This window comes from Bacillus sp. ISL-34 (assembly GCF_018613325.1).
Taxonomy (GTDB): Bacteria; Bacillota; Bacilli; order Bacillales; family DSM-1321; genus Peribacillus.
Genome location: NZ_JAGGQJ010000051.1, coordinates 1 through 19,647 on the forward strand (window position 1 = coordinate 1; position 19,647 = coordinate 19,647).

Genomic DNA, 19,647 nt, shown 5'->3' on the forward strand with positions numbered 1-19,647 from the left:
TTAAGTACCTCTAGTTTAAAGAGCAGAGTGTAATTTGTATAGGATGAAACAAGTCCTTCCATCCCATGTTTTAGATAGGGGGAAACACTTCATAAAATTACCAAGGGTCAATTCAAATAATACGAACATATTAAGAAGACAAAATGAAATTTACTGCTTAGTTATGAACTTACATATATGGGGGTTGAAAATGGATATATTATTAGCTCTCTTGCCGGCAATATTCTGGGGAAGCATCGTTTTATTTAATGTGAAACTCGGGGGTGGGCCTTATAGTCAAACACTAGGTACAACGATTGGTGCCTTGATTTTTTCAATAGGTGTTTATATTTTTGCCGATATTAAGTTGTCATTTCTGGTGTTTGGAGTCGGGGTTGTTTCTGGATTGTTTTGGGCGGTTGGACAAGCTAATCAGCTTAAGAGCATTGATTTAATGGGAGTATCCAAAACGATGCCGATATCTACTGGAATGCAGCTCATTTCAACGACTCTATTCGGGGTCATTGTTTTTAACGAATGGTCTACAATGAAAGCGATCATTTTAGGCGTATTGGCATTAGTCTTCATTATTATAGGAATCATCTTGACCTCCTTGGAGGATAAAGAATCAAAAGAGGGCAAATCGGGAAGCTTGAAGAAAGGAATTGTTATTCTCCTCATCTCGACATTCGGTTATTTGGTTTATGTGGTCGTGGCCCGTCTGTTTGATGTTGATGGCTGGTCAGCGTTGTTCCCTCAAGCGATAGGGATGGTGATAGGCGGTCTGTTATTGACTTTTAAACATAAACCGTTTAACAAATATACGATTCGCAATATCATTCCGGGATTGATATGGGCTGCAGGGAACATGTTTTTATTTATATCCCAGCCTCGTGTGGGAGTGGCTACAAGTTTTTCCCTTTCGCAAATGGGCATAGTCATCTCAACTCTCGGCGGAATCATCATTTTACGTGAAAAGAAAACGAAGCGACAACTAATTGGAATCGTAATTGGAATTACCTTGATCATCATAGCTGGGATTATGCTCGGATTGGCAAAAAGTTAATTTGGAGGGTGATTATATGTATACAGATTTAGAAGGTAAGGTCGTTGTTATAACCGGTTCATCCACTGGTTTAGGAAAAGCGATGGCCATTCGCTTTGCTAAGGAAAAGGCAAAGGTCGTGGTTAATTATCGCACTAAATCAGAGGAAGCGGATAGTGTAATGGAAGAAATCAAGACAAATGGTGGGGAAGCTATTGCAGTAAAAGGCGATGTCACCGTTGAAGAAGATGTGATTAACCTTGTTCAATCAGCGATAAAGAATTTCGGGAAACTCGATATTTTCATCAATAATGCAGGAATTGAAAATCCGGTTCCATCTCACGAGATGCCGTTAAGCGACTGGAATAGGGTAATCGATACCAACTTAACCGGAAATTTCTTAGGCTGCCGTGAAGCTATCAAGTATTTTGTCGAAAACGATATTAAAGGGAATGTGATAAACATGTCCAGTGTACATGAGATGATTCCCTGGCCTTTATTCGTTCACTATGCAGCAAGCAAGGGCGGGGTGAAGCTGCTTACGGAAACCCTGGCTCTTGAATATGCACCAAAAGGAATCCGGGTGAACAGCATTGGGCCTGGAGCCATCGCCACGCCAATAAATGCCGACAAGCTTGAAGATCCCGAAAAGAAGAAGGATCTTGAAAGCATGATTCCGATGGGGTATATCGGAAAGCCAGAAGAAATTGCTGCGGTTGCTGCATGGCTGGCATCTTCAGAGTCCAGTTATGTAACGGGCATCACTCTATTCGCTGACGGCGGAATGACAAAATACCCTTCATTCCAAGCGGGAAGAGGATGAGTTTTGATTAATTTCCACTTTTAACAAGAATCCCAGCAGGATCAAACCTGCTGGTATTCTTGTTAAGAAGCATTAACGAGTATGATGATTATACCAGCTAATGAAGTTATCGACGACTGTATCGATAAACTGGACAGTCGACTCATGTGTAAGCCTGCCTTCGTTATCGATTTTGTCATGCACTGCACCAACATATACTTCATTTCCGGGAAGGAGTGGGGAGGAGATGCCTATTGCGAATAAGATTTCACGCAAATGCAATTGAGCTTTAACCGTTCCTAATTGCCCCATTGATGCACCCATGATCCATGAAGGTTTGCCGATCAAGACTTTATCGACACGTGATAACCAATCGATCGCATTGCCCAATACTCCTGGAATCGTACCGTTGTATTCAGGTGTTACCCACAAAACCGCATCTGCTTCGGCCACTTTACTTTTAAATTCTTTTACAACTAATGGAGGGTCATTTTCAATATCTTGATCATAAAAAGGTAAATCCCGAATATTCAAGATTTCGAGATCAAACCGATCTTGATATCTAGTTTGAATATATTTGGCAAGCTTAAGGTTGTAAGACTCTTTACGGATACTTCCCACTATTGCAACAACTTTCATCTTCAATACCTCCAATGATTTTTATAATGGATAATCATGTAAATGTGTTCCACTTACCTATTATAATTGGAATATAAATGAAAGGGAAAAAGGATGCTTGAGAAAATAATCATTCTAACTGTTCAATCTGGAAATGTTTTTTCATCAAGGCATAAAAACGAAAGGGCCTCTTTCAGAAAAAATGAAACAAGAGGCTTGAAAAAGTAAATAATGAAATTTCATAAAAGTGCGTAAGAAAATGAGTTTTGCTTGTTTGAAAACTATTTCACTAAAATGATAGAGGTGGATGAAGTTGATTTTTCGTACCATTGATACGGACAAAGATAAAGATATTATCATTAAATTCAGGAAAGATTCCTTTGTTGTAAGTTTTGGATCTGAAGATGGTTTTGGAGATGAAAGTTCATATCTGCAACGAATGAAAGAACGGGTCCGCAAATTTCCGGATGGACAGGTGATCATTGAAAAGGACCAAAAACCGATCGGACAAATGGAACTTCAAATTCGGGAGTATGAAGGAAGGGAAATCGGCTATGTGAATCTATTTTATCTTATTTCCGAATACCGCAGTAAAGGCATTGGCAAGGAATTGGTTCACTACGCAGAAAACTTTTTCAGGCAATTTAATGTATCCGAATATCATTTAAGGGTTTCTCCGGATAATGGAAGGGCGATTCGTTTATATAGGAAATCTGGCATGATGAAGATAAGCGAAGAAAATGAAAAACACCTTGTGTGGAGAATGAGTAAATCATTATAAAAATGAAATAAAATTATATTAATATAATTTAAAAGGTATCAATTCACTATATTATGAAAATGTTTAGAACGAAAAAATATGGTTGACTTTAGAGAAATTTGAATATATAGTGAAGGACATAATTAAATATAACGTTAATTCTTATCAAGAGATGTGGAGGGACTTGGCCCTATGATACCTCGGCAGCGGGTTTTTACATTTGTGAAAATACTGTGCTAATTCCAACGGACGAAAGTTTGAAAGATAAGAAGGAGCTTTTCTTAGATAATTAATTTAAGAGTTTACTCTTTTTTATATCTAAAAGAGGCCTCTTCTGTCTGATGACGGAAGAGGCCTCTTTTGTTTATTCAAAATGTATATGGTTATTTGGAGAATTGGTGCAATTACTCATGAATTCGAGCAATAATGGTGAGTTTTACGCATTTAGTCATGAGCTTCACACATTACTCGTGAGTTTCACGCATTTACTCGTGAATTTTGCACATTTACTCGTGAGTTTCGAAGACTATAACCCTATCATTATGAAACTTTGCAAAGCTCTTCTCTGATAATGAATTCTTACAAATAAACAGCATGGGGGGAGATTGGATGATTGAGTTTCAAAATGTCAAAAAGATTTATCAAGCAAAGAAACAAACTGTCGAGGCTTTGAAGGGCATTAATTTGACAGTGGAAAAGGGGGATATATTCGGTGTAGTCGGTTATAGCGGGGCCGGGAAGAGTACGTTGATCAGGTTGGTCAATTTGCTTGAACACCCTTCAGATGGACAGGTGATTGTTGGGGGCAAGGATTTAACCAAATTGAACCCGAAGGAATTACGGGTAGAAAAGAAAAAAATTGGGATGATCTTTCAGCATTTCAATTTGCTAAACTCAAAGACTGTTTTTGATAATATTGCCATGCCGCTTGTTTTATCGGGAACTCCGGCTAAGGAAATCAAAAAACGGGTTGGCGAGCTGTTGGAGTTCGTTGGCTTATCGAGCAAGGCAAAGAGTTATCCGGAACAATTATCCGGCGGTCAAAAGCAGCGGATCGGCATTGCGAGAGCATTGGCTACCAACCCCTCGATCTTATTGTGTGATGAAGCTACATCGGCATTGGATCCACAAACAACGAGTGCAGTTCTGCAGCTCTTAAAGAAAATTAATAAAGAATACAATATCACCATTCTGCTAATCACACATGAGATGTCTGTAATTCGGGAAATTTGCAATAAGGTAGCGGTCATGGAGGGCGGATGTGTCGTTGAACAAGGTTCGGTTTTCGAAGTATTCGCGAAGCCGCAAACGGATATTGCAAAAAACTTCGTGAGAACGGTCATACATGACGAGATTCCACAAAGTTTTCTAAAAAGCATAGGGTCCCACATCCCGATTATTTGGAAAATTAATTTTATTGGGACTACTTCGGGCACTCCTTTACTTTCGACCATCTCGAAGAAATATGATGTTCATTTAAGTGTATTATCAGCCAATATTTCTGAAATTCAGGAAACGCCTTTCGGGAATTTGATTATCGAAGTGACCGGGAACAAAAATGAGGTGGACAAGGCTTATCAATATATTAAAGATGAGGGGATTCTCGTCCAGGAGGTGCAGATAAATGGGTAATACGCTTTGGGGAATGGAAATAACGGCAGAGCAGCTGTCGACAGCTTTCGGTGACACACTTTATATGGTGGCCATCTCATTGGTATTTTCCGGATTGATTGGGCTGCCGCTCGGTATCCTGCTTGTCATTACAAGAAAGGGTCACATCCTGGAGAATAAATGGATCTTTAATGTATTGAACCCGATCATCAATATATTGCGGTCAGTTCCGTTCATTATCTTGCTTGTCGCACTTATTCCATTTACGAGAATGATTGTAGGCAGTGCGATCGGAACGAATGCAGCCATTGTTCCGCTTATCTTTTACGCGGCTCCCTATATTGCCCGGCTTGTGGAAAACTCCCTGTTGGAAGTGGACAAAGGGATCATCGAGGCGGCTCAGGCGATGGGGGCGACGACATGGCAAATCATATATCGCTTTTTGATTCCCGAGGGACTTAGTTCGTTAATCCTTACATTTACAACAGCGACAATCGGTCTGGTTGGATCTACGGCCATGGCAGGTGCCGTCGGGGCAGGCGGGGTCGGCGATTTGGCCTTGGCTTACGGTTATCAAAGGTTCGATACGATGACGATGATCGTCACAGTAGCGGCGCTCGTGATCATCGTTCAATTACTGCAATCCACCGGGAATTTTGTTTCAAGAAAAATCAGAAGAAGATAAAAATAACAGGAGGTAGGAGAAATGAAGAAAATCTTATTAACGATCATGGTATTGGCATTGGCCATCGTGGCTGCAGCATGCGGGAAAGAAGAAGGTGCATCAGGCGGTTCGGGTGATGTGAAAACAGTGAAAGTCGGTGTCAGCAGCGGGGATACAAGAACATGGGAATACATTGTGGACTTAGCGAAAGAGGAAGGGCTTAATATCGAACTGGTCACTTTCAATGATTATATCCAACCGAACCTTGCGTTAAGTGAAGGTGAAATTGATGCCAATTCATTCCAAACGGTCGCTTACTTCGATGAATTCGTTCAAGATCAAAATCTGAAATTAGAGGCAATCGGGTCGACTGTCATTGCGCCTATGGGCCTTTATTCGAAAAAACATAAAAGTCTAAAAGATCTTCCAGATGGTGCTACGATAGCCGTTCCGAATGAAGCAACAAACTTTGGCCGTGCACTACTCCTTCTTCAGGAAGCTGGATTGATTACATTGAAAGAGGAATTCAATGGATCGGGATCATTGGAAATCATTAAGGAAAATCCGAAAAACTTGAAAATCCAACCTGTTGCTGCCGGCAATACACCGCGTCTATTGGATGATGCTGATGCTTCAGCGATTAATAATAACTTTGCCGTCGAAGCAGGCCTTACATTGAAAGATTCTTTATTCCATGAAAGTAAAACGGCGAAACCATATATTAATATCATTGCGGTTAAAAAGGGAAATGCCGACCGTCCTGAGCTACAAAAATTAGTGGAGCTATATCAATCGAAAGAAGTGGAAGCGTTCATTGAAAAAACGTTTAAAGGAAACACCATTCCTGCATATGTTTCTGTAGATGAATTAGTGAATTATCAGGATGCTTGGACAAAACCAGCTAATGAAAAGTAAAGGTGAGACAAAAGAAAAAGGGGAGATAAGTTATGGCGAGAGAATTAGTGCTGAAGCAGCATAAGCAGATCATTGAAAATCACATCGACCTTCATTCCGAATTATATATCGAAACAAGTCAAGCCATTCATGCCAAACCCGAAATTGGGAATCAAGAGTTCTTCGCTTCGGATATATTAACCGGAATCCTTCGAAATGAAGGATTTGAAGTGACCCGCAATATAGCCGGACATGAAACAGGTTTCATCGCCAAAAAAACCTCTTCAAAGAAAGGACCCACAATTGCCTTTTTAGCCGAGTATGATGCATTGCCGGGTTTAGGTCATGCTTGCGGCCATAATATCATCGGCACAACCAGTGTTGCAGCAGGCATTTCCCTGGCTCAAGTTCTGGAGGAAACGGGCGGAGAGGTGATTGTTTTCGGAACACCAGCAGAAGAGGGCGGACCGAATGGAAGCGCAAAAGGCAGCTTTGTGAAGCACGGTCTATTTGATGGGGTGGATGCTGCCATACTTATCCATCCTGCTGGGCAAACGCGTGTCACAAGTCCATTTTTGGCCGTCGACCCCCTTGATTTTCATTTTTACGGGAAGTCAGCACATGCAGCAGCTGCACCTGAAGAAGGCGTGAATGCACTTGACGCGGTGATTCAGCTGTTCAATGGCATTAATGCTTTGCGCCAGCAGCTCCCAGCCGAGGTCAAAATTCACGGAATCATCACCAATGGCGGGGAAGCGCCTAACATCATTCCTGAATATGCCTCCTCCAGGTTTTACATTAGAGCAACAACATGGAAACTTTGCCAAGAAGTATCCAATAAAATACGTGCTGTTGCTGAAGGTGCAGCACTTGCTACAGGAAGTACGGTTAAAGTTGAACGTTTCCAAAATGAAGTACTCGATTTTGTCATTAATCCAGTTTTGGATGAACTGTTAAAAGAAGAACTGGCTCAATTAGGGGAAGCGGTGGCTCCTCGAAAAGAGAGTGGCTTTGGCTCGACGGATGCAGGTAATGTAAGCCATGTAGTGCCGACAGCACATCCTTATATAAAAATTGGACATGATGAGCTGATTGCCCATACAAATGAATTCCGCGACTGTGCCAAATCACCTGCTGGAGACAAAGCCATCCTGACCGGAGCAAAAGCTCTAGCACTTACAGGGTATAACTTGCTTTCGGATAAAGACCTGTTGGATAAAGTGAAAGCAGCATTTCATGAAGCGAAGCAAAAATAAATAAGATGCAGGAAAAAAATTGTTGACTGCGGATCAAAGGGTTAGTATTATTAAAAATAACAATACCGAGTAATTGAATAGGAATTATAGGTTAATTGACCGGAAAACCGGAGACTTTTCTTTCATGTAAAGAGGTGTCTCCGGTTTTTTTGTGAATGGTCAAGTCGAAAGATTCTCTTTCAATACATCCTATAAAGGGGGATTTATCATGGGGATATTATTACGTAAAGCCATTGAGAAAAAAAGAAACTTCCTAATCAACAAGTTGATTAACAAGGGAGTTTATAAAAAGAATGACATCCATCTTTTTGAATTAACCTTAACCGATTTAGAGAATGAATATATTAAAATAAGTAAAATCGAAGAGAAGGAATCCGATGATCATTCCCCCTGTCTGAGGATACATCATTTCATATAATGTCAGAATAAAAGGAGAGGGTGAAATGAGGAAGGGTGTGGAAGAAAGGCGGAAGGAATTGATCTATAAACTTATGATCCATACTGTAGATAAGAGTGTGGAACAGCTGATGAAGTTAACCTTAAAAGAATTGGAAATAGAATATAAAAAGGTTCAAAATGACTGTCATCCCCATAGTGATGCGGGTTCGATACAATGGATCAATGCAAAACGGCATTAGGTTGAATGTTAATGCTCCATAAAAAATTTCATCATTTTGCTAAAGGCTTTCTGTGCTGATTCTACATGATAGTTTGAGTTGTAAGGATCACTGAAGCCGTGTTCTCCGCTGAATTTATGAACTTCGACATTCTTTCTTTCTAAAGCTGAAATTAACTCGTCCACATTAAATGATGGCTCTTCTAGTGGGAAAAATAGCAGTGCAGGGCATTGTGGCGCTAATTCTGCATAATTCCTAATACGGGAACCGTAGTAACCAACTATTGCATCGACACATCCTTCCTCACTGCACAGCCAAGCTACAGTTGCCCCTGCACTGAATCCAAGGAGAAAAATCTTTTGGTATTCATCTTTTATATCCGATAACATATCCTTTATTTTATTTAAAGCGGTTGTGAAACCTACGTTCTCCATAAAATGACGATAAGCAGCTTCCTCTTGGGAATATTCAAAAGGCGTCTCTCGATCTAACAAATTCGGACAGATGACATCAAAACCCTGTTTTGATAATGATTCACAAAAACCCTTCATATGTTGGTTTAGTCCATAAATTTCGTGAATGACAATGATGACAGCATCGGAATTTTTCTGTATGTGCAGCATTTTTAACCTCCTTATACTTATATTGTTCTACTTAACCATGCTTCCAAGGTTGCTTAAGCAACCACTGTTATTTAAGATATTATTTGAAAAATAATTCAGACAAAACCGTAACGAAAATAAAAGCCGAAATCAGGGTTAACCAGCCTACTTTCTTTGTTACCATTTTCTGAAGGAATTTGATTTTAGATAAAGTAAAATTAATGCACAAAACGACAACTACAATACATAGCAATTGAAGCCAATAAGAGATACCTATTTTATCAAGATACGGATTAAGAAAAAGTAAAACAATGAATATTGTAATACCGTACGTAACATTTTCCCATTTCAAATTTTTTGCCACCTTATGAATTCAAGTTTTTCTCTTCGGCTCATTGTTCAACTAACATGCCCCGATCAATAAAAAATCTAGCCTACCAATGTGTTATCGTGAAAATAATAATTGTAATCAGCAGTAAAATAATGTGCAGCCAAACTATAAATTTAATAATTAATACTGCCCAGACTTTTTGGCGTTGACCATAGTGGAAGACAATGAAAGAAAAAAAGAGACAGGTCATTCCCCGAAAAATATTTCCATCCATAAGGAATGAAATCAGGGTAATCAATGAAGCCATAATAAATAAAATTATGTACCCCTTGAATATCTTTTTTGTCCTTTGAACCTTGTGTTCGAATTGATACATTCCTATTACCTCTGAATCCTCTTTAATTTACAACTATATTATACAATTCCTCAACTATCCTGCCTATAAAGAAAAGGCTGCCTTAAGACAGCCTTGATCGTTAGCTATATTCCAGATGCGTAGTACTATTTAAAAACCTTATAAGTTTGTATGGATGATCAGTATACTCTAGAAGATGTATTCCTGTATTATGAGAATTGAACCACACATCATTAATTGCGGGTGGTAATTGAAGAAAGCTTTCAATTATTTTAGTAATCACCCCTCCGTGGGATATAATGGCAATTCGTTTATAATTTGCACTGTTCTCTCTAATATAAGAAAGTACATTTTGAGCTCTTAATCTAAAATCTGAATTTTTCTCCATTTCCTGCATCTCTCGTAAATCTTCCAAGAATGTTACTGGACATTTGATAGTATTTGATAAAGTTTCGGCAGTTTTACTAGCACGAAGCAAAGTGCTTGACCAAATGAATTCTGGTGGAAACTCTTCGGATACACGTCTGCACATTTTTTCTACTTGTTCAACTCCCTTAATAGTTAGTGGTAAATCAGTAGTTCCTTCGTAATTTTCTTCTGGAAAATCGTCTTCTGACTCACCATGCCGAATTAATAATATCTGCAAGATATCACCTCAATTTTGTTTATTTATCCCAATTTATAATTCTATTCAACTTTAATAAAACCTTTAAAAGAATAAAAATTGAGCCCATTAGTTATAATTCTAAACCCTGCATTAAAAGTTATAAGTTCTTATCATGTCCTTGTGTGGTGATTTTAACATATTAGCTTCAGAACTCACTCCATGAAGCTAAGTAAAGGACCTTGAACTAGCACAACAACCACGTGACAAAATTGTAAGATTATAGCTTAAACTGTCAGGAAGAACGATGGTGATTTACTTCCATTCTCTTTAATATGTAAGAAAAAGAGGAAAGTTGGGTATGAAATGGATTTTTTTGAGCTGAATATCAATGTATTTAGAATGATCAATGACTTAGGGAAACAATACGCTTATTTAAACCCTTCTGCCATTTTCATTGCCGAGTACATGGTGTTTTTCTTGGCTTTGGCAGTCATCGTAATATGGTTCACTCGAAATGAACAGAGTAAAATGATGGTTGTTTGTGGGATGATCACGTTTGTAATAGCTGAAATGATGGGGAAAATGGCAGGGAGATTGCATTCGAACAATCAGCCATTTGCTGAATTGACCAATGTTAATAAGTTAATTGAAAAAGCGGTGGATAATTCATTTCCAAGCGACCATACCATCTTGTTTTTCTCATTTTGTGTATCCTTTTGGCTTTTCAAAAGAGGATGGTGGCTGCTATGGATCATGCTGGCTTTCCTTGTTGGCATTTCCCGTATTTGGGTAGGTGTCCACTTTCCGGCGGATGTGCTTGCAGGAGCTATACTAAGTGCCATTTCAGCCTCGGTGGTTTACCCTGTCGTTCCTAAAATAAGCTTGATTCATAAATTATTAGGGGGATATGCGAGGTATGAACAAATGGTTCTATCCCCCTTAACTAAATCGAAGGAAAAAAAATCAAAGGAGTTTTAAGTGAGATCAAGGGTTGCTCTGGCAGCCTTTTTTTGTTGAACGAAGTTTTTGATAAATACAAAAATATCCATGTGATGATGTTGGATGGTAAAATAAGGTGAAAGAGACAGAACGCATATTTGCTTTTGGTGATTGATCTATCGAATAACGGGGGAATGATGGTGATAGCGATAAAAAAAGCATACGGGTATGTAACAAGAATCAAAAATGGAGAAACACAGGTATTGGTTTTTTCAACATCCCATTAGTGAAGCGGGTATACAGATACCCAAGGGAACAGTGAAGCCTCAAGAAGATGCTTACCAAGCAGTGATTAGGGAAATGAAAGAAGAAACAGGTCTGGAAAATTTTCATGTGGAGAAATTAATTGCGGAAGATTTTTGGGAGAACGCTGATGATGCCATACATAATAGATATTTTTATCAAATAAGTGTATCGAATGTTCCTGATGAATGGGACCATCAGCCAACGGGTGGAGGAGATGAGGCGGGGCTGACATTCCATTTCTTCTGGATTTCATCCGAACATGAAGTGCAACTTATTAAAGGGCATGGAGATTATTTAAACCTGATATTTACCTAACCCATCAGTGTGCAGCAGTTTATCACAACCGGCCAAGGTCATTATTGATCTTGGCCGGTTGTTTTTTAATGTTCAGGTTTGCTTTTCAGTAATGAAAGTTTTTACGGTTGGCGGTTCATATGTATTAAATTGATCAAGAAGACCATTTGGTTCAACATCTACCAGCGCCATGGAACGGAATTTTTCATGTAGGAATTGTTCGTCGGACATATGATTGAATAAAGCGACCAAAGGATCATAATAGTGATTGATGTTTAATAGTCCGCAAGGCTTTTGATGAAGACCAAGCTGAGCCCAAGTGAAAATCTCAAAGAATTCTTCCAATGTTCCTGGCCCGCCTGGCAATGCAATGAACCCATCTGCAAGCTCAGCCATTTTTGCTTTTCTTTCATGCATGGATTCCACGACAATCAGTTCGGTTAAGTTCTTGTGTGCGATTTCTTTTTTTTCTAGAAAATCTGGCATGACGCCAATTACATTTCCGCCTGCTTCCAAAACGGAATCTGCAACTGCACCCATGATGCCTACACTTGAGCCCCCATAGACAAGGGTAATATTACGTTTTGCCAGTTCCGCACCCAGTTTTTTAGCCTCTTCTACATAGACAGCAGATGCACCTTTGCTTGATCCACAAAATACAGCTAGACTTTTCAAAATATCACATCTCCCATTTAGTAATCTTCCTTTCTTATCATACAAAATTCAGGGGGATTTGTTAAATTGGAATTACCTAACTCAGAAGTGAATAGCACAAACTCACGAGTAATCAGCGAGAATTCACGAGTAAACAGCGTAAATTCACGAGTAAAACAGCAAAACTCACGAGTAAACAGCGTAAATTCACGAGTAAGTGCGAACTCACTAGTAAAACAGCAAAACTCACGAGTGAATAGCAAAAATTCACATGTAAAAACTGCAAAATCCACGAATAAAGTACGAACTAACGAGTAATCAGCACACGGCCATGTGGTTAACTAACGATAAAGGGGTCACTTTGTAAATGCGTAACAATCAAATAAATTAAAAACCCATACAGCCGATTGGTTTTATTGAAAAACAGTCGGCTTTTTATTGCAGAAAAACATATCATTAGTTTTGCAGTATGAGAGCTACAGAGGAAGATAGCTATATTTTAGATAAAAATTACTATCGGCGTGGATAAAGGAAATTTAAACAATTGATATGAAGCCTCTAATTAAAGAGGCTGAAATTTTAGTTATGGCATTTTAATTGGTGAATTTAGTTGATAATAATCCCTATATGAACAATAAAATCCAATTTTTTTCCTGAGAATGTGCATCTAACTTCAAAATCTTGGATTTATTCGTAGTGTGTGACAATGACCTATTTAATGCTGCACTTCTCTCAGCTATTGTTGTCGACATAGGAGAATGGTTCGTTCTTTTATAAGTATCTCAATAACAATGTATTTGACGAGAAACCTGTCCATCATAGAGCAACTTCCTAAAGAAAGGGACTCCACAAAGAGTGCCTTTTTAAAATGTATTAATAAAACTAGAGATTAAAGATACAGTCAAAAAAGGGTGATTGTTTGCAGGCAATATGTTATTAAAAAATTTGTTTAAAAACTTCCTAGTATTTTTTAGTAGATATATTGCATCAGAAAGGGCTTGTTCAACTCGGTGCTTTAGTTCACGATCAAAGGTTGCGGCGGCAACCTTTTTTATTGTGCTCGGGGCAGGTTTGTTAAAGGTTCGCGAAGGGCGGGCGATTTATTGTGATATAGAAATGTTTCAAATAAGCGGGGTTTATTATTTATTGTGACTAAACTTTTTTGTAGTTTAAATCTTGAAAAAACGGGAAATGTTACTTAAACCAATAAAGGAGGTAATATAATGACTAATAGCACTTTCTTGCCAACTAAAAGTTCTTCCCAAAATGTAGAGGCAGAACCAAGAAATCAAGAGGCAGAACCAAGAAATCAAGAAGTAGAACCAAGAAATCAAGAGGCAGAACCAAGAAATCAAGAAGTAGAACCAAGAAATCAAGAAGTAGAACCAAGAAATCAAGATAGGAATCTATTTTTTAAAGGAGTCATTGTAGGAGGAATCATTGGTGGGGCTCTATCTCTTCGTGATTACCGCACAAGAATGAAGGTGATGGACACAGCTGCAAGTATGAAGGAATCTACAGTAGAATTAATCTCACAGGTGAAGGAAAATCCTAAGGATACAAAGGAAGAGCTTGTTCAACGATTTAACTCCGCTTCTACATCCCTCAAAGAAGCAATTCAGGAAGCTCAGTCCATCTATAACTTGGTAGATGATCAATTGTTAGGTATAACAAAAGGAAAGAAATCGGTCGCTAATAACATTGCCAATGCAGCAAATTTAGTGGATGTAGCAGTTGAAGCGAAGGAGAAAGCGAAAGAAACTGTTACTAAAGTTTCGGAGGCTGGAAAATCTCTAAAAGGGTCTCAATTGAATATCTCAGATAGGGAGAAATAAAATATACAATAATAGCAGACAAAAGGTACAACCTGCCGCCATCCCTGGTGGCTTTTTCTTATTGAAAGGGGAAATTCACTTAGTTTGAAGAAATGCTTAAACGAACAGATGCTTAACTTCAATAACCAGGTTGTTTTCGCCAACCTTTTTGTTACGCAATTAAAGGGGCAGTTAATTAGAGATTTAAAGGGAGATTTTGTTAAAATTAATAGTAGGAGAAAATATAGAATATTCGGTTTTCATAAACGGGAGGTGTGGAGGAAAAATGAAGATAATAGAACTGCCAATTGAATTTGAATTTAATGGGCAAAAAAATTACATTAATCCTAGTTTGATTATAATGAAGAATGAACTGACCTTGGTTGATACAGGGTATCCTAACTTTTTACCTTTAATTGAAAATGAAATTTTAAAGAATGGTAATGAAATGAAGAATTTAAAGAATATAATCATTACTCATTATGATATTGATCATATAGGTTCCTTATATGACTTCAAGGAAAAGTATCCTTTGATTAACATTATAGCCAGTGAAGTAGAATCAAAATATATTAGTGGTGAAATGAAGTCAGAGAGATTGGTTCAAGCTGAAGAAATGCTAGAAAATATGCCAAATCAAGACATCGAATTCGGTAAATGGTTTATACAACGATTAAAGAATTTGAAGCATGTTTCAATTGATGAAAAGGTACATGATGGTGATCTGATTTTAGATGACGAATGTAGAATAGTCGCAACACCAGGGCATACTTCAGGGCATATTTCATTATATTTTCCAAGTTTAAAAAGTGTAGTAACAGGTGATGCAGCCGTTAAAGAGAATCATGAATTGGTAATCGCTAATCCACACTTTTGTTTAAATGTCGAGAAAGCCGAACAGTCTTTAAGAAAGGTTAAAAATCTTAAAGCTGAAAATTACTATTGTTATCATGGTGGAAAATTCACTTTATAATTGGAAAATGGGGTTCGGAAGGCTCTCACCTCGAGCCATGATTTTAAAACAAGAATAGATTATCGTTATGTTTTTTCCTGCAATCCTTATTGGATTGAAGAAACTTGTGACACTCCTGCCAAATAACTGGATAGCCGAAACCCCGGAGACGCTTGCTTTGATGAGGCTTGGCAGACAGTCGGCGGAAAGGGAGCGGGTTTCTGAAATCAACTGGATTGTATTTTAAGGCTGTTTTCTAAAAGTTTTTTGCTATCTACTAAAAAACGTTATCGATAGAAACTGATGATCTCCTTGGAGTAGCCGTACGAAATTGGATATGTAAATAACATGAAAAACGACCAGACAGAAATCTGTTCGTTTTTCATGTTATTTTTCCATCTTCTGATTTTTTTCGTTAACCTAGCCAATTGTTTGTATATGCAATTAATCCAATAATAGCCCCAATTGCAGCCCCTAGAAATACGGTATACCTCTCGTTGATTTGCTTTTTTCTTCGTCTATTTTCAATGTTTCACTCCCTTTAACAGAATAAACTCCTATATTTATTGTACCAAAAAAAGTAAATAGTTCTACTTGTTTTAAAAGCCACGATCCTTACGAAAACAGCTTTTTTTTAAAAAAAAACTGTAGTCTGGTCTCATCCCGAGCCATGATTTTAAAATAGATTATCGTTATGTTTTTTTTCCTGTACTCCTTAATAGATTGAAAGGGAGCGGATTTCAGAAATCAACTGAAACATTTTAAAAAAAAACTGCAGACAGACTCGAATTTCCGAGTTTGTCTGCAATCTCACGTAACTAAAGCTGCAGGTTCGTAAACATTGAATACTTCATCTTTTTGAATCAATCTAGATACTGTTTTAATATTTCTAATCCTATTTTTAACTCATCAAATGAGTTTGTAGAAGATAGTGCAATACGCAAATGCATATCAGGAGTGGTCTGTCCGCTTTGAAAGCGATTGGAATGAAACACTCGAATACCGCGCCTTTTCAAATCCGTTTCCAGCTGTAATGCATCATTATGTCCTTTAATTGGAAGCCAACGATAAAGACTGAGAGGATGTCCAACATCCTTTCTTAAAGGAAAATATTCCGAATAAATATCATTAGCAGTCTGTGCAAGCTGTTTCTTTTGAGAAACAATTTCATGAGCCTTACCTGATAGAATAAGCTCTGTGATAACCTCTGCATCAAAAGAAGAGGTCTTTACATTTATATTGAAAATGGCCTGGGAAATTTTCTCGCGAAATGCATCCCCATAAACCATATAGGCAACTCTTAATCCAGAACATATTGACTTAGAGGTGCCACAAATATAAACGCTCTGTTCCGGGAGTAAATGGAACATTGGCTGCCGGTAATCGGAGATAATGCCTGCCGTCAGAAATGCATGAATATCATCCTCAATCAAAATTAAACGATGCTTACGGATGACCGCAGCTATTTCTTGCTTTCGAATATCTGACATCATGACTGTGGTTGGATTGTTGCAAGAGGGCATCAGAAAAATGCCGTCAATATTTGTTTGACAACACTGCTTTTCAAGTTCGTCTGGCAGCATTCCATACTGGTCTCCGGGAATGGGCACTAACTTAATATGAAACATCTTTGCCAGCTCGATAAAGTTTGAATATGTGTATAAGTCGGTTGCAATTCTATTACCAGGTTCAAACAAAGCAGCCAAGGCAATGGCCAATGCATTTTGGGCTCCGGAAACGATTGCTATATGCTCTTGATCCGCATGAATGCCGAAAGATTCCATCCAGTTTAGAGCTGCTGTTTTTTGATGTGGAATACCAGTCGGATCGTTGTAATTCAGCAGCTGTTCCAAATAACTTTTGTTCACAGTTTTTTGAATGGTTTCTGATACAATATCATTGGTTTGCTCAAAAGAGGCCACAAAACCCAGATCAATGCTGTTTGCCGTTTTATCCGCGGAAATGGTTATAGAACGAGTGGCATTAGGAGCCACAAAGGTTCCGCTTCCCGTAACGGCATATATTAATCCCTTTACCTCGCATATTTTGTAGGAACGGGTAATCGTAGTGAAGTTCATGTCAAGAAAATCTGCCAATTCCCGTTGCGGAGGCAACTTTGTTCCAGGTGCTAAAAAACCATTTATTATATCTTGTTCAAGTAATGATGCAAGAGATTTATAAAAAGGACGCTTTAATGCTTTTTTATCAGGTTTCCAAGACATTGGATAATTGTCAAATGAATTTACTGGCATAGTTCACCTCTACTATCTTATTCCATACAATCTTATCATTTTTTGTATGGAATTCTAATCTTGAAACGGGATGATTTATATAAGGAATATCTATCAGTACCTCCATTTTGCTGAAAAGGGGGTATTTTATTTTAATTGTAATCCATACAATTAACTTGTTTTTTGTACGGATTTTGTATGTTAAGTTTAAATAAATTTAGCCATCAGGATGTGAAACATATGAAAAAAAGAACTCAAATGATAACTGCATTTCGTGCGGCTTTTCCGTACACAGTTCCCATTTTTGCAGGCTTTTTATTTTTAGGCATTGCTTATGGAATCTTTATGAACTCATTAGGTTTCAGTGCGATTTACCCGATATTGATGAGTCTAACAATATTTGCAGGATCGATGGAGTTTATTGCTGCCAATTTATTGCTTGTCGCATTCAATCCGATTAACGCCCTTTTTCTAACTTTAATGGTGAATGCACGGCATTTGTTTTATGGCATATCCATGCTTGATAAGTATAAGGGGACCGGGAAGAAAAAGCTGTATCTGATTTTTGGGCTTTGCGATGAGTCTTTTTCCATCAATTGTACGGTTGATGTTCCAAAGAATGTAGACAAGGGCTGGTTTATGTTCTTCGTGACAATGCTCAATCATTCCTATTGGGTGATAGGATCGGCGATTGGCGGCATTTTTGGATCATTTGTCAAATTCAACACAGAAGGACTCGATTTTGTTATGACGGCTCTCTTTGTTGTCATCTTCATTGAACAGTGGATGAAAGAGAAAAACCATCATAGTGCTCTCGCAGGGCTTGGACTGTCAGCAGTCTGCCTTATTATTTTTGGCGGAAACAATTTCATCATCCCTGCAATGTTTGCAATTTTGGGGTTACTCACCTTACTTAGAAAGCCATTAGAGAAAGTTGAGGTCAAGACCATATGACAATGGATTTAACACAGCAGATCATTACAATTGCAATGGTTGTTTTAGGCACAATGCTTACAAGGTTTCTTCCATTCATCGTTTTCCCATCAGGTAAAACCACACCGAAGTATGTACAGTATCTCGGTAAAATGCTGCCATCTGCGGTAATAGGGCTTTTGATCATTTATTGTTTAAAGGATGTAAGCTTACAATCCGGAAGTCATGGCATCCCTGAATTTATGGCGATAGCAGTAGTTGCCCTGCTTCACTTTTGGAAGAAAATGATGCTCCTTTCCATAGCGGGGGGGACGATTGTCTACATGATGTTGGTGCAATTGGTTTTCTAGAGAAAATATTCAATCAAAGGGGGAGGTAATGGTGAAGGAGAAAATTGATGAATATCAAATTTATGAAAAACACTATGAACAAATTCATGAGCAAGTGAAAAACGATCCGTATGCACAGTCGTTAGGCATTCATTCGAGGCTGGTACTGCAGAAGCAACGTTAGAAGTGCAAAGCACTATGGTGAATGCATATGGAACTGTTCACGGGGCAGTTATTTATGCTTTAGCAGATCATGCTTTTTCCGTAGCCTGTAATGCATATGGTAAAACATCATTAGGACTCTCGACAACCAGCCAGTTTATTGAATCAGCTAAACCCGGAGACAAGATTTTAGCCTGCGCAACGGAAGTTAAACGAAACTATCGGACAGGATTTTATCGAATAGACGTCTTGCATGAGCAAAATCTGATCGCAACCATGGAGGCAGTGTCATACCGTAAGGATCATTATTTTATTGAACTTGATGAACAAGATTAAGCAGTATAATAGTTATTGATCAGAGCTGTCCTTGAGACAGCTTTTTCTTACGGAGTTAAAGGGGCAGTTTCAAGAGTGCTGTTTGACCTTTCCTAAAAAGGGGAAATTATCCAGTGGAAAAATTATATTTAATTTTAGGGCTAATAACATTAAAGAAAAGTGGATTTGTCTTTTATCTCTGTATATAGTTGGATTATCTTTAGCTCTAAGACATTCTTATATTAATAGTGAAAATGAAGTATAAATTAGAAAATAATCATGTTCCAGTAAGTAAAATGTTTATTCAAGTATTGGGCGCGATTCTTTAATGAGGATCACTTTTAATGAACTCCCTCAGTTTAATTGATAATGCTCGCGAATACTCGCTTATTCGCAGGATTTCAAACCACATGGTATAGGTTGCTTTAGATGAACGAAAGAGATCGGACCGTTTTGATAAGATGAGGGCAGATTGAAATAGGGGATCTGTTAAAAATCCCATATTATTACATATGCTGCACACATTTTCCACGCTGCCCCTGGATGCTTTCCCTCCCATGTCTCAACGGGTCATAAT

23 protein-coding genes and 1 riboswitch are annotated in these 19,647 nt (G+C 38.2%); of the genes, 18 read left to right on the forward strand and 5 right to left on the reverse strand.

Annotated elements, in window-relative coordinates; translation table 11 throughout:
• The first annotated feature begins 190 nt into the window (after positions 1–190).
• Positions 191–1,045 (forward strand): RhaT/GlcU family sugar-proton symporter, encoded by an 855-nt coding sequence (locus J7E52_RS26315; RefSeq protein ID WP_214751485.1) that lies wholly within the window; start codon positions 191–193, stop codon positions 1,043–1,045.
• 16 nt (positions 1,046–1,061) lie between these two features.
• Positions 1,062–1,847: a glucose 1-dehydrogenase gene (locus J7E52_RS26320; protein WP_048689825.1), complete on the forward strand. Its 786-nt coding sequence runs from the start codon at positions 1,062–1,064 to the stop codon at positions 1,845–1,847.
• A gap of 72 nt (positions 1,848–1,919) precedes the next feature.
• Here the strand turns inward: J7E52_RS26320 and J7E52_RS26325 are convergent, their stop codons facing one another.
• The gene (locus J7E52_RS26325; RefSeq protein WP_214751487.1) at positions 1,920–2,465 is read right to left on the reverse strand and encodes an NADPH-dependent FMN reductase; all 546 of its coding nucleotides are present in this window, start codon (positions 2,463–2,465) and stop codon (positions 1,920–1,922) included.
• A 292-nt stretch (positions 2,466–2,757) separates the two neighbouring features.
• Between J7E52_RS26325 and J7E52_RS26330 the strand changes: the two genes are divergently transcribed.
• The 7 genes from J7E52_RS26330 (at position 2,758) to J7E52_RS26360 (ending at position 8,267) form a co-directional block, all read left to right on the forward strand.
• Positions 2,758–3,225 carry a GNAT family N-acetyltransferase gene (locus J7E52_RS26330; protein WP_214751489.1) on the forward strand — a complete coding sequence of 156 codons (468 nt, stop codon included), beginning with the start codon at positions 2,758–2,760 and terminating at the stop codon, positions 3,223–3,225.
• 138 nt (positions 3,226–3,363) lie between these two features.
• A riboswitch (SAM riboswitch) is annotated at positions 3,364–3,475 on the forward strand.
• A 338-nt stretch (positions 3,476–3,813) separates the two neighbouring features.
• Entirely contained in the window at positions 3,814–4,836 is a 1,023-nt protein-coding gene (locus J7E52_RS26335; protein WP_214751492.1) for a methionine ABC transporter ATP-binding protein, read from the forward strand.
• Between the two features lie 13 nt (positions 4,837–4,849).
• The gene (locus J7E52_RS26340) at positions 4,850–5,500 is read left to right on the forward strand and encodes a methionine ABC transporter permease (protein ID WP_214751530.1); all 651 of its coding nucleotides are present in this window, start codon (positions 4,850–4,852) and stop codon (positions 5,498–5,500) included.
• Between the two features lie 21 nt (positions 5,501–5,521).
• Positions 5,522–6,394 carry a MetQ/NlpA family ABC transporter substrate-binding protein gene (locus J7E52_RS26345; protein WP_214751494.1) on the forward strand — a complete coding sequence of 291 codons (873 nt, stop codon included), beginning with the start codon at positions 5,522–5,524 and terminating at the stop codon, positions 6,392–6,394.
• A gap of 32 nt (positions 6,395–6,426) precedes the next feature.
• Complete coding sequence (locus tag J7E52_RS26350) at positions 6,427–7,629, forward strand: M20 family metallopeptidase (RefSeq protein WP_214751497.1); 1,203 nt, start codon at positions 6,427–6,429, stop codon at positions 7,627–7,629.
• Positions 7,630–7,837: 208 nt separating this feature from the next.
• A complete protein-coding gene (locus tag J7E52_RS26355) occupies positions 7,838–8,047 on the forward strand; it encodes a Fur-regulated basic protein FbpA (RefSeq protein WP_098372066.1) in 210 nt (69 codons plus the stop codon).
• A gap of 25 nt (positions 8,048–8,072) precedes the next feature.
• The gene (locus J7E52_RS26360; protein WP_214751500.1) at positions 8,073–8,267 is read left to right on the forward strand and encodes a Fur-regulated basic protein FbpA; all 195 of its coding nucleotides are present in this window, start codon (positions 8,073–8,075) and stop codon (positions 8,265–8,267) included.
• A gap of 8 nt (positions 8,268–8,275) precedes the next feature.
• On the opposite strand, the gene J7E52_RS26365 is transcribed toward J7E52_RS26360, so the two are convergent.
• Both J7E52_RS26365 and J7E52_RS26370 read right to left on the reverse strand, forming a co-directional pair.
• Complete coding sequence (locus tag J7E52_RS26365) at positions 8,276–8,869, reverse strand: dienelactone hydrolase family protein (RefSeq protein ID WP_214751502.1); 594 nt, start codon at positions 8,867–8,869, stop codon at positions 8,276–8,278.
• 786 nt (positions 8,870–9,655) lie between these two features.
• The gene (locus tag J7E52_RS26370) at positions 9,656–10,180 is read right to left on the reverse strand and encodes a histidine phosphatase family protein (RefSeq protein WP_214751505.1); all 525 of its coding nucleotides are present in this window, start codon (positions 10,178–10,180) and stop codon (positions 9,656–9,658) included.
• A gap of 324 nt (positions 10,181–10,504) precedes the next feature.
• Between J7E52_RS26370 and J7E52_RS26375 the strand changes: the two genes are divergently transcribed.
• Positions 10,505–11,119: an undecaprenyl-diphosphatase gene (locus tag J7E52_RS26375; protein ID WP_214751508.1), complete on the forward strand. Its 615-nt coding sequence runs from the start codon at positions 10,505–10,507 to the stop codon at positions 11,117–11,119.
• A gap of 207 nt (positions 11,120–11,326) precedes the next feature.
• Positions 11,327–11,701, forward strand: coding sequence for an NUDIX domain-containing protein (locus J7E52_RS26380; protein ID WP_286198098.1), 375 nt, complete (start codon positions 11,327–11,329; stop codon positions 11,699–11,701).
• 72 nt (positions 11,702–11,773) lie between these two features.
• On the opposite strand, the gene J7E52_RS26385 is transcribed toward J7E52_RS26380, so the two are convergent.
• The gene (locus J7E52_RS26385; RefSeq protein WP_214751510.1) at positions 11,774–12,355 is read right to left on the reverse strand and encodes an LOG family protein; all 582 of its coding nucleotides are present in this window, start codon (positions 12,353–12,355) and stop codon (positions 11,774–11,776) included.
• Between the two features lie 1,202 nt (positions 12,356–13,557).
• Between J7E52_RS26385 and J7E52_RS26390 the strand changes: the two genes are divergently transcribed.
• The 3 genes from J7E52_RS26390 to J7E52_RS26400 all read left to right on the forward strand — a co-directional run bounded on the left by J7E52_RS26390 (position 13,558) and on the right by J7E52_RS26400 (position 15,347).
• A complete protein-coding gene (locus J7E52_RS26390; RefSeq protein WP_214751512.1) occupies positions 13,558–14,169 on the forward strand; it encodes a hypothetical protein in 612 nt (203 codons plus the stop codon).
• Positions 14,170–14,434: 265 nt separating this feature from the next.
• A complete protein-coding gene (locus J7E52_RS26395) occupies positions 14,435–15,121 on the forward strand; it encodes an MBL fold metallo-hydrolase (RefSeq protein WP_214751515.1) in 687 nt (228 codons plus the stop codon).
• A 67-nt stretch (positions 15,122–15,188) separates the two neighbouring features.
• Positions 15,189–15,347 carry a hypothetical protein gene (locus tag J7E52_RS26400; protein WP_214751518.1) on the forward strand — a complete coding sequence of 53 codons (159 nt, stop codon included), beginning with the start codon at positions 15,189–15,191 and terminating at the stop codon, positions 15,345–15,347.
• 616 nt (positions 15,348–15,963) lie between these two features.
• Here J7E52_RS26400 and J7E52_RS26405 read toward each other — a convergent pair.
• The gene (locus tag J7E52_RS26405) at positions 15,964–17,352 is read right to left on the reverse strand and encodes an aminotransferase-like domain-containing protein (protein WP_214751521.1); all 1,389 of its coding nucleotides are present in this window, start codon (positions 17,350–17,352) and stop codon (positions 15,964–15,966) included.
• A gap of 177 nt (positions 17,353–17,529) precedes the next feature.
• Here J7E52_RS26405 and azlC point away from each other — a divergent pair, with 177 nt between their 5' ends.
• The 4 genes from azlC to J7E52_RS26420 are packed head-to-tail and all read left to right on the forward strand — an operon-like array spanning position 17,530 to position 19,091.
• Positions 17,530–18,285 (forward strand): azaleucine resistance protein AzlC, encoded by a 756-nt coding sequence (azlC, locus tag J7E52_RS26410; protein ID WP_214751523.1) that lies wholly within the window; start codon positions 17,530–17,532, stop codon positions 18,283–18,285.
• Entirely contained in the window at positions 18,282–18,614 is a 333-nt protein-coding gene (locus J7E52_RS26415) for a branched-chain amino acid transporter permease (protein ID WP_214751527.1), read from the forward strand. Before azlC ends, J7E52_RS26415 begins: the two co-directional genes overlap by 4 nt.
• 28 nt (positions 18,615–18,642) lie before the next feature.
• On the forward strand, positions 18,643–18,777 hold the full coding sequence (locus J7E52_RS27235; protein ID WP_286198099.1) for a hypothetical protein: 135 nt from the start codon (positions 18,643–18,645) through the stop codon (positions 18,775–18,777).
• A gap of 2 nt (positions 18,778–18,779) precedes the next feature.
• Complete coding sequence (locus J7E52_RS26420) at positions 18,780–19,091, forward strand: hotdog domain-containing protein (protein WP_309476949.1); 312 nt, start codon at positions 18,780–18,782, stop codon at positions 19,089–19,091.
• Positions 19,092–19,647: the final 556 nt, after the last annotated feature.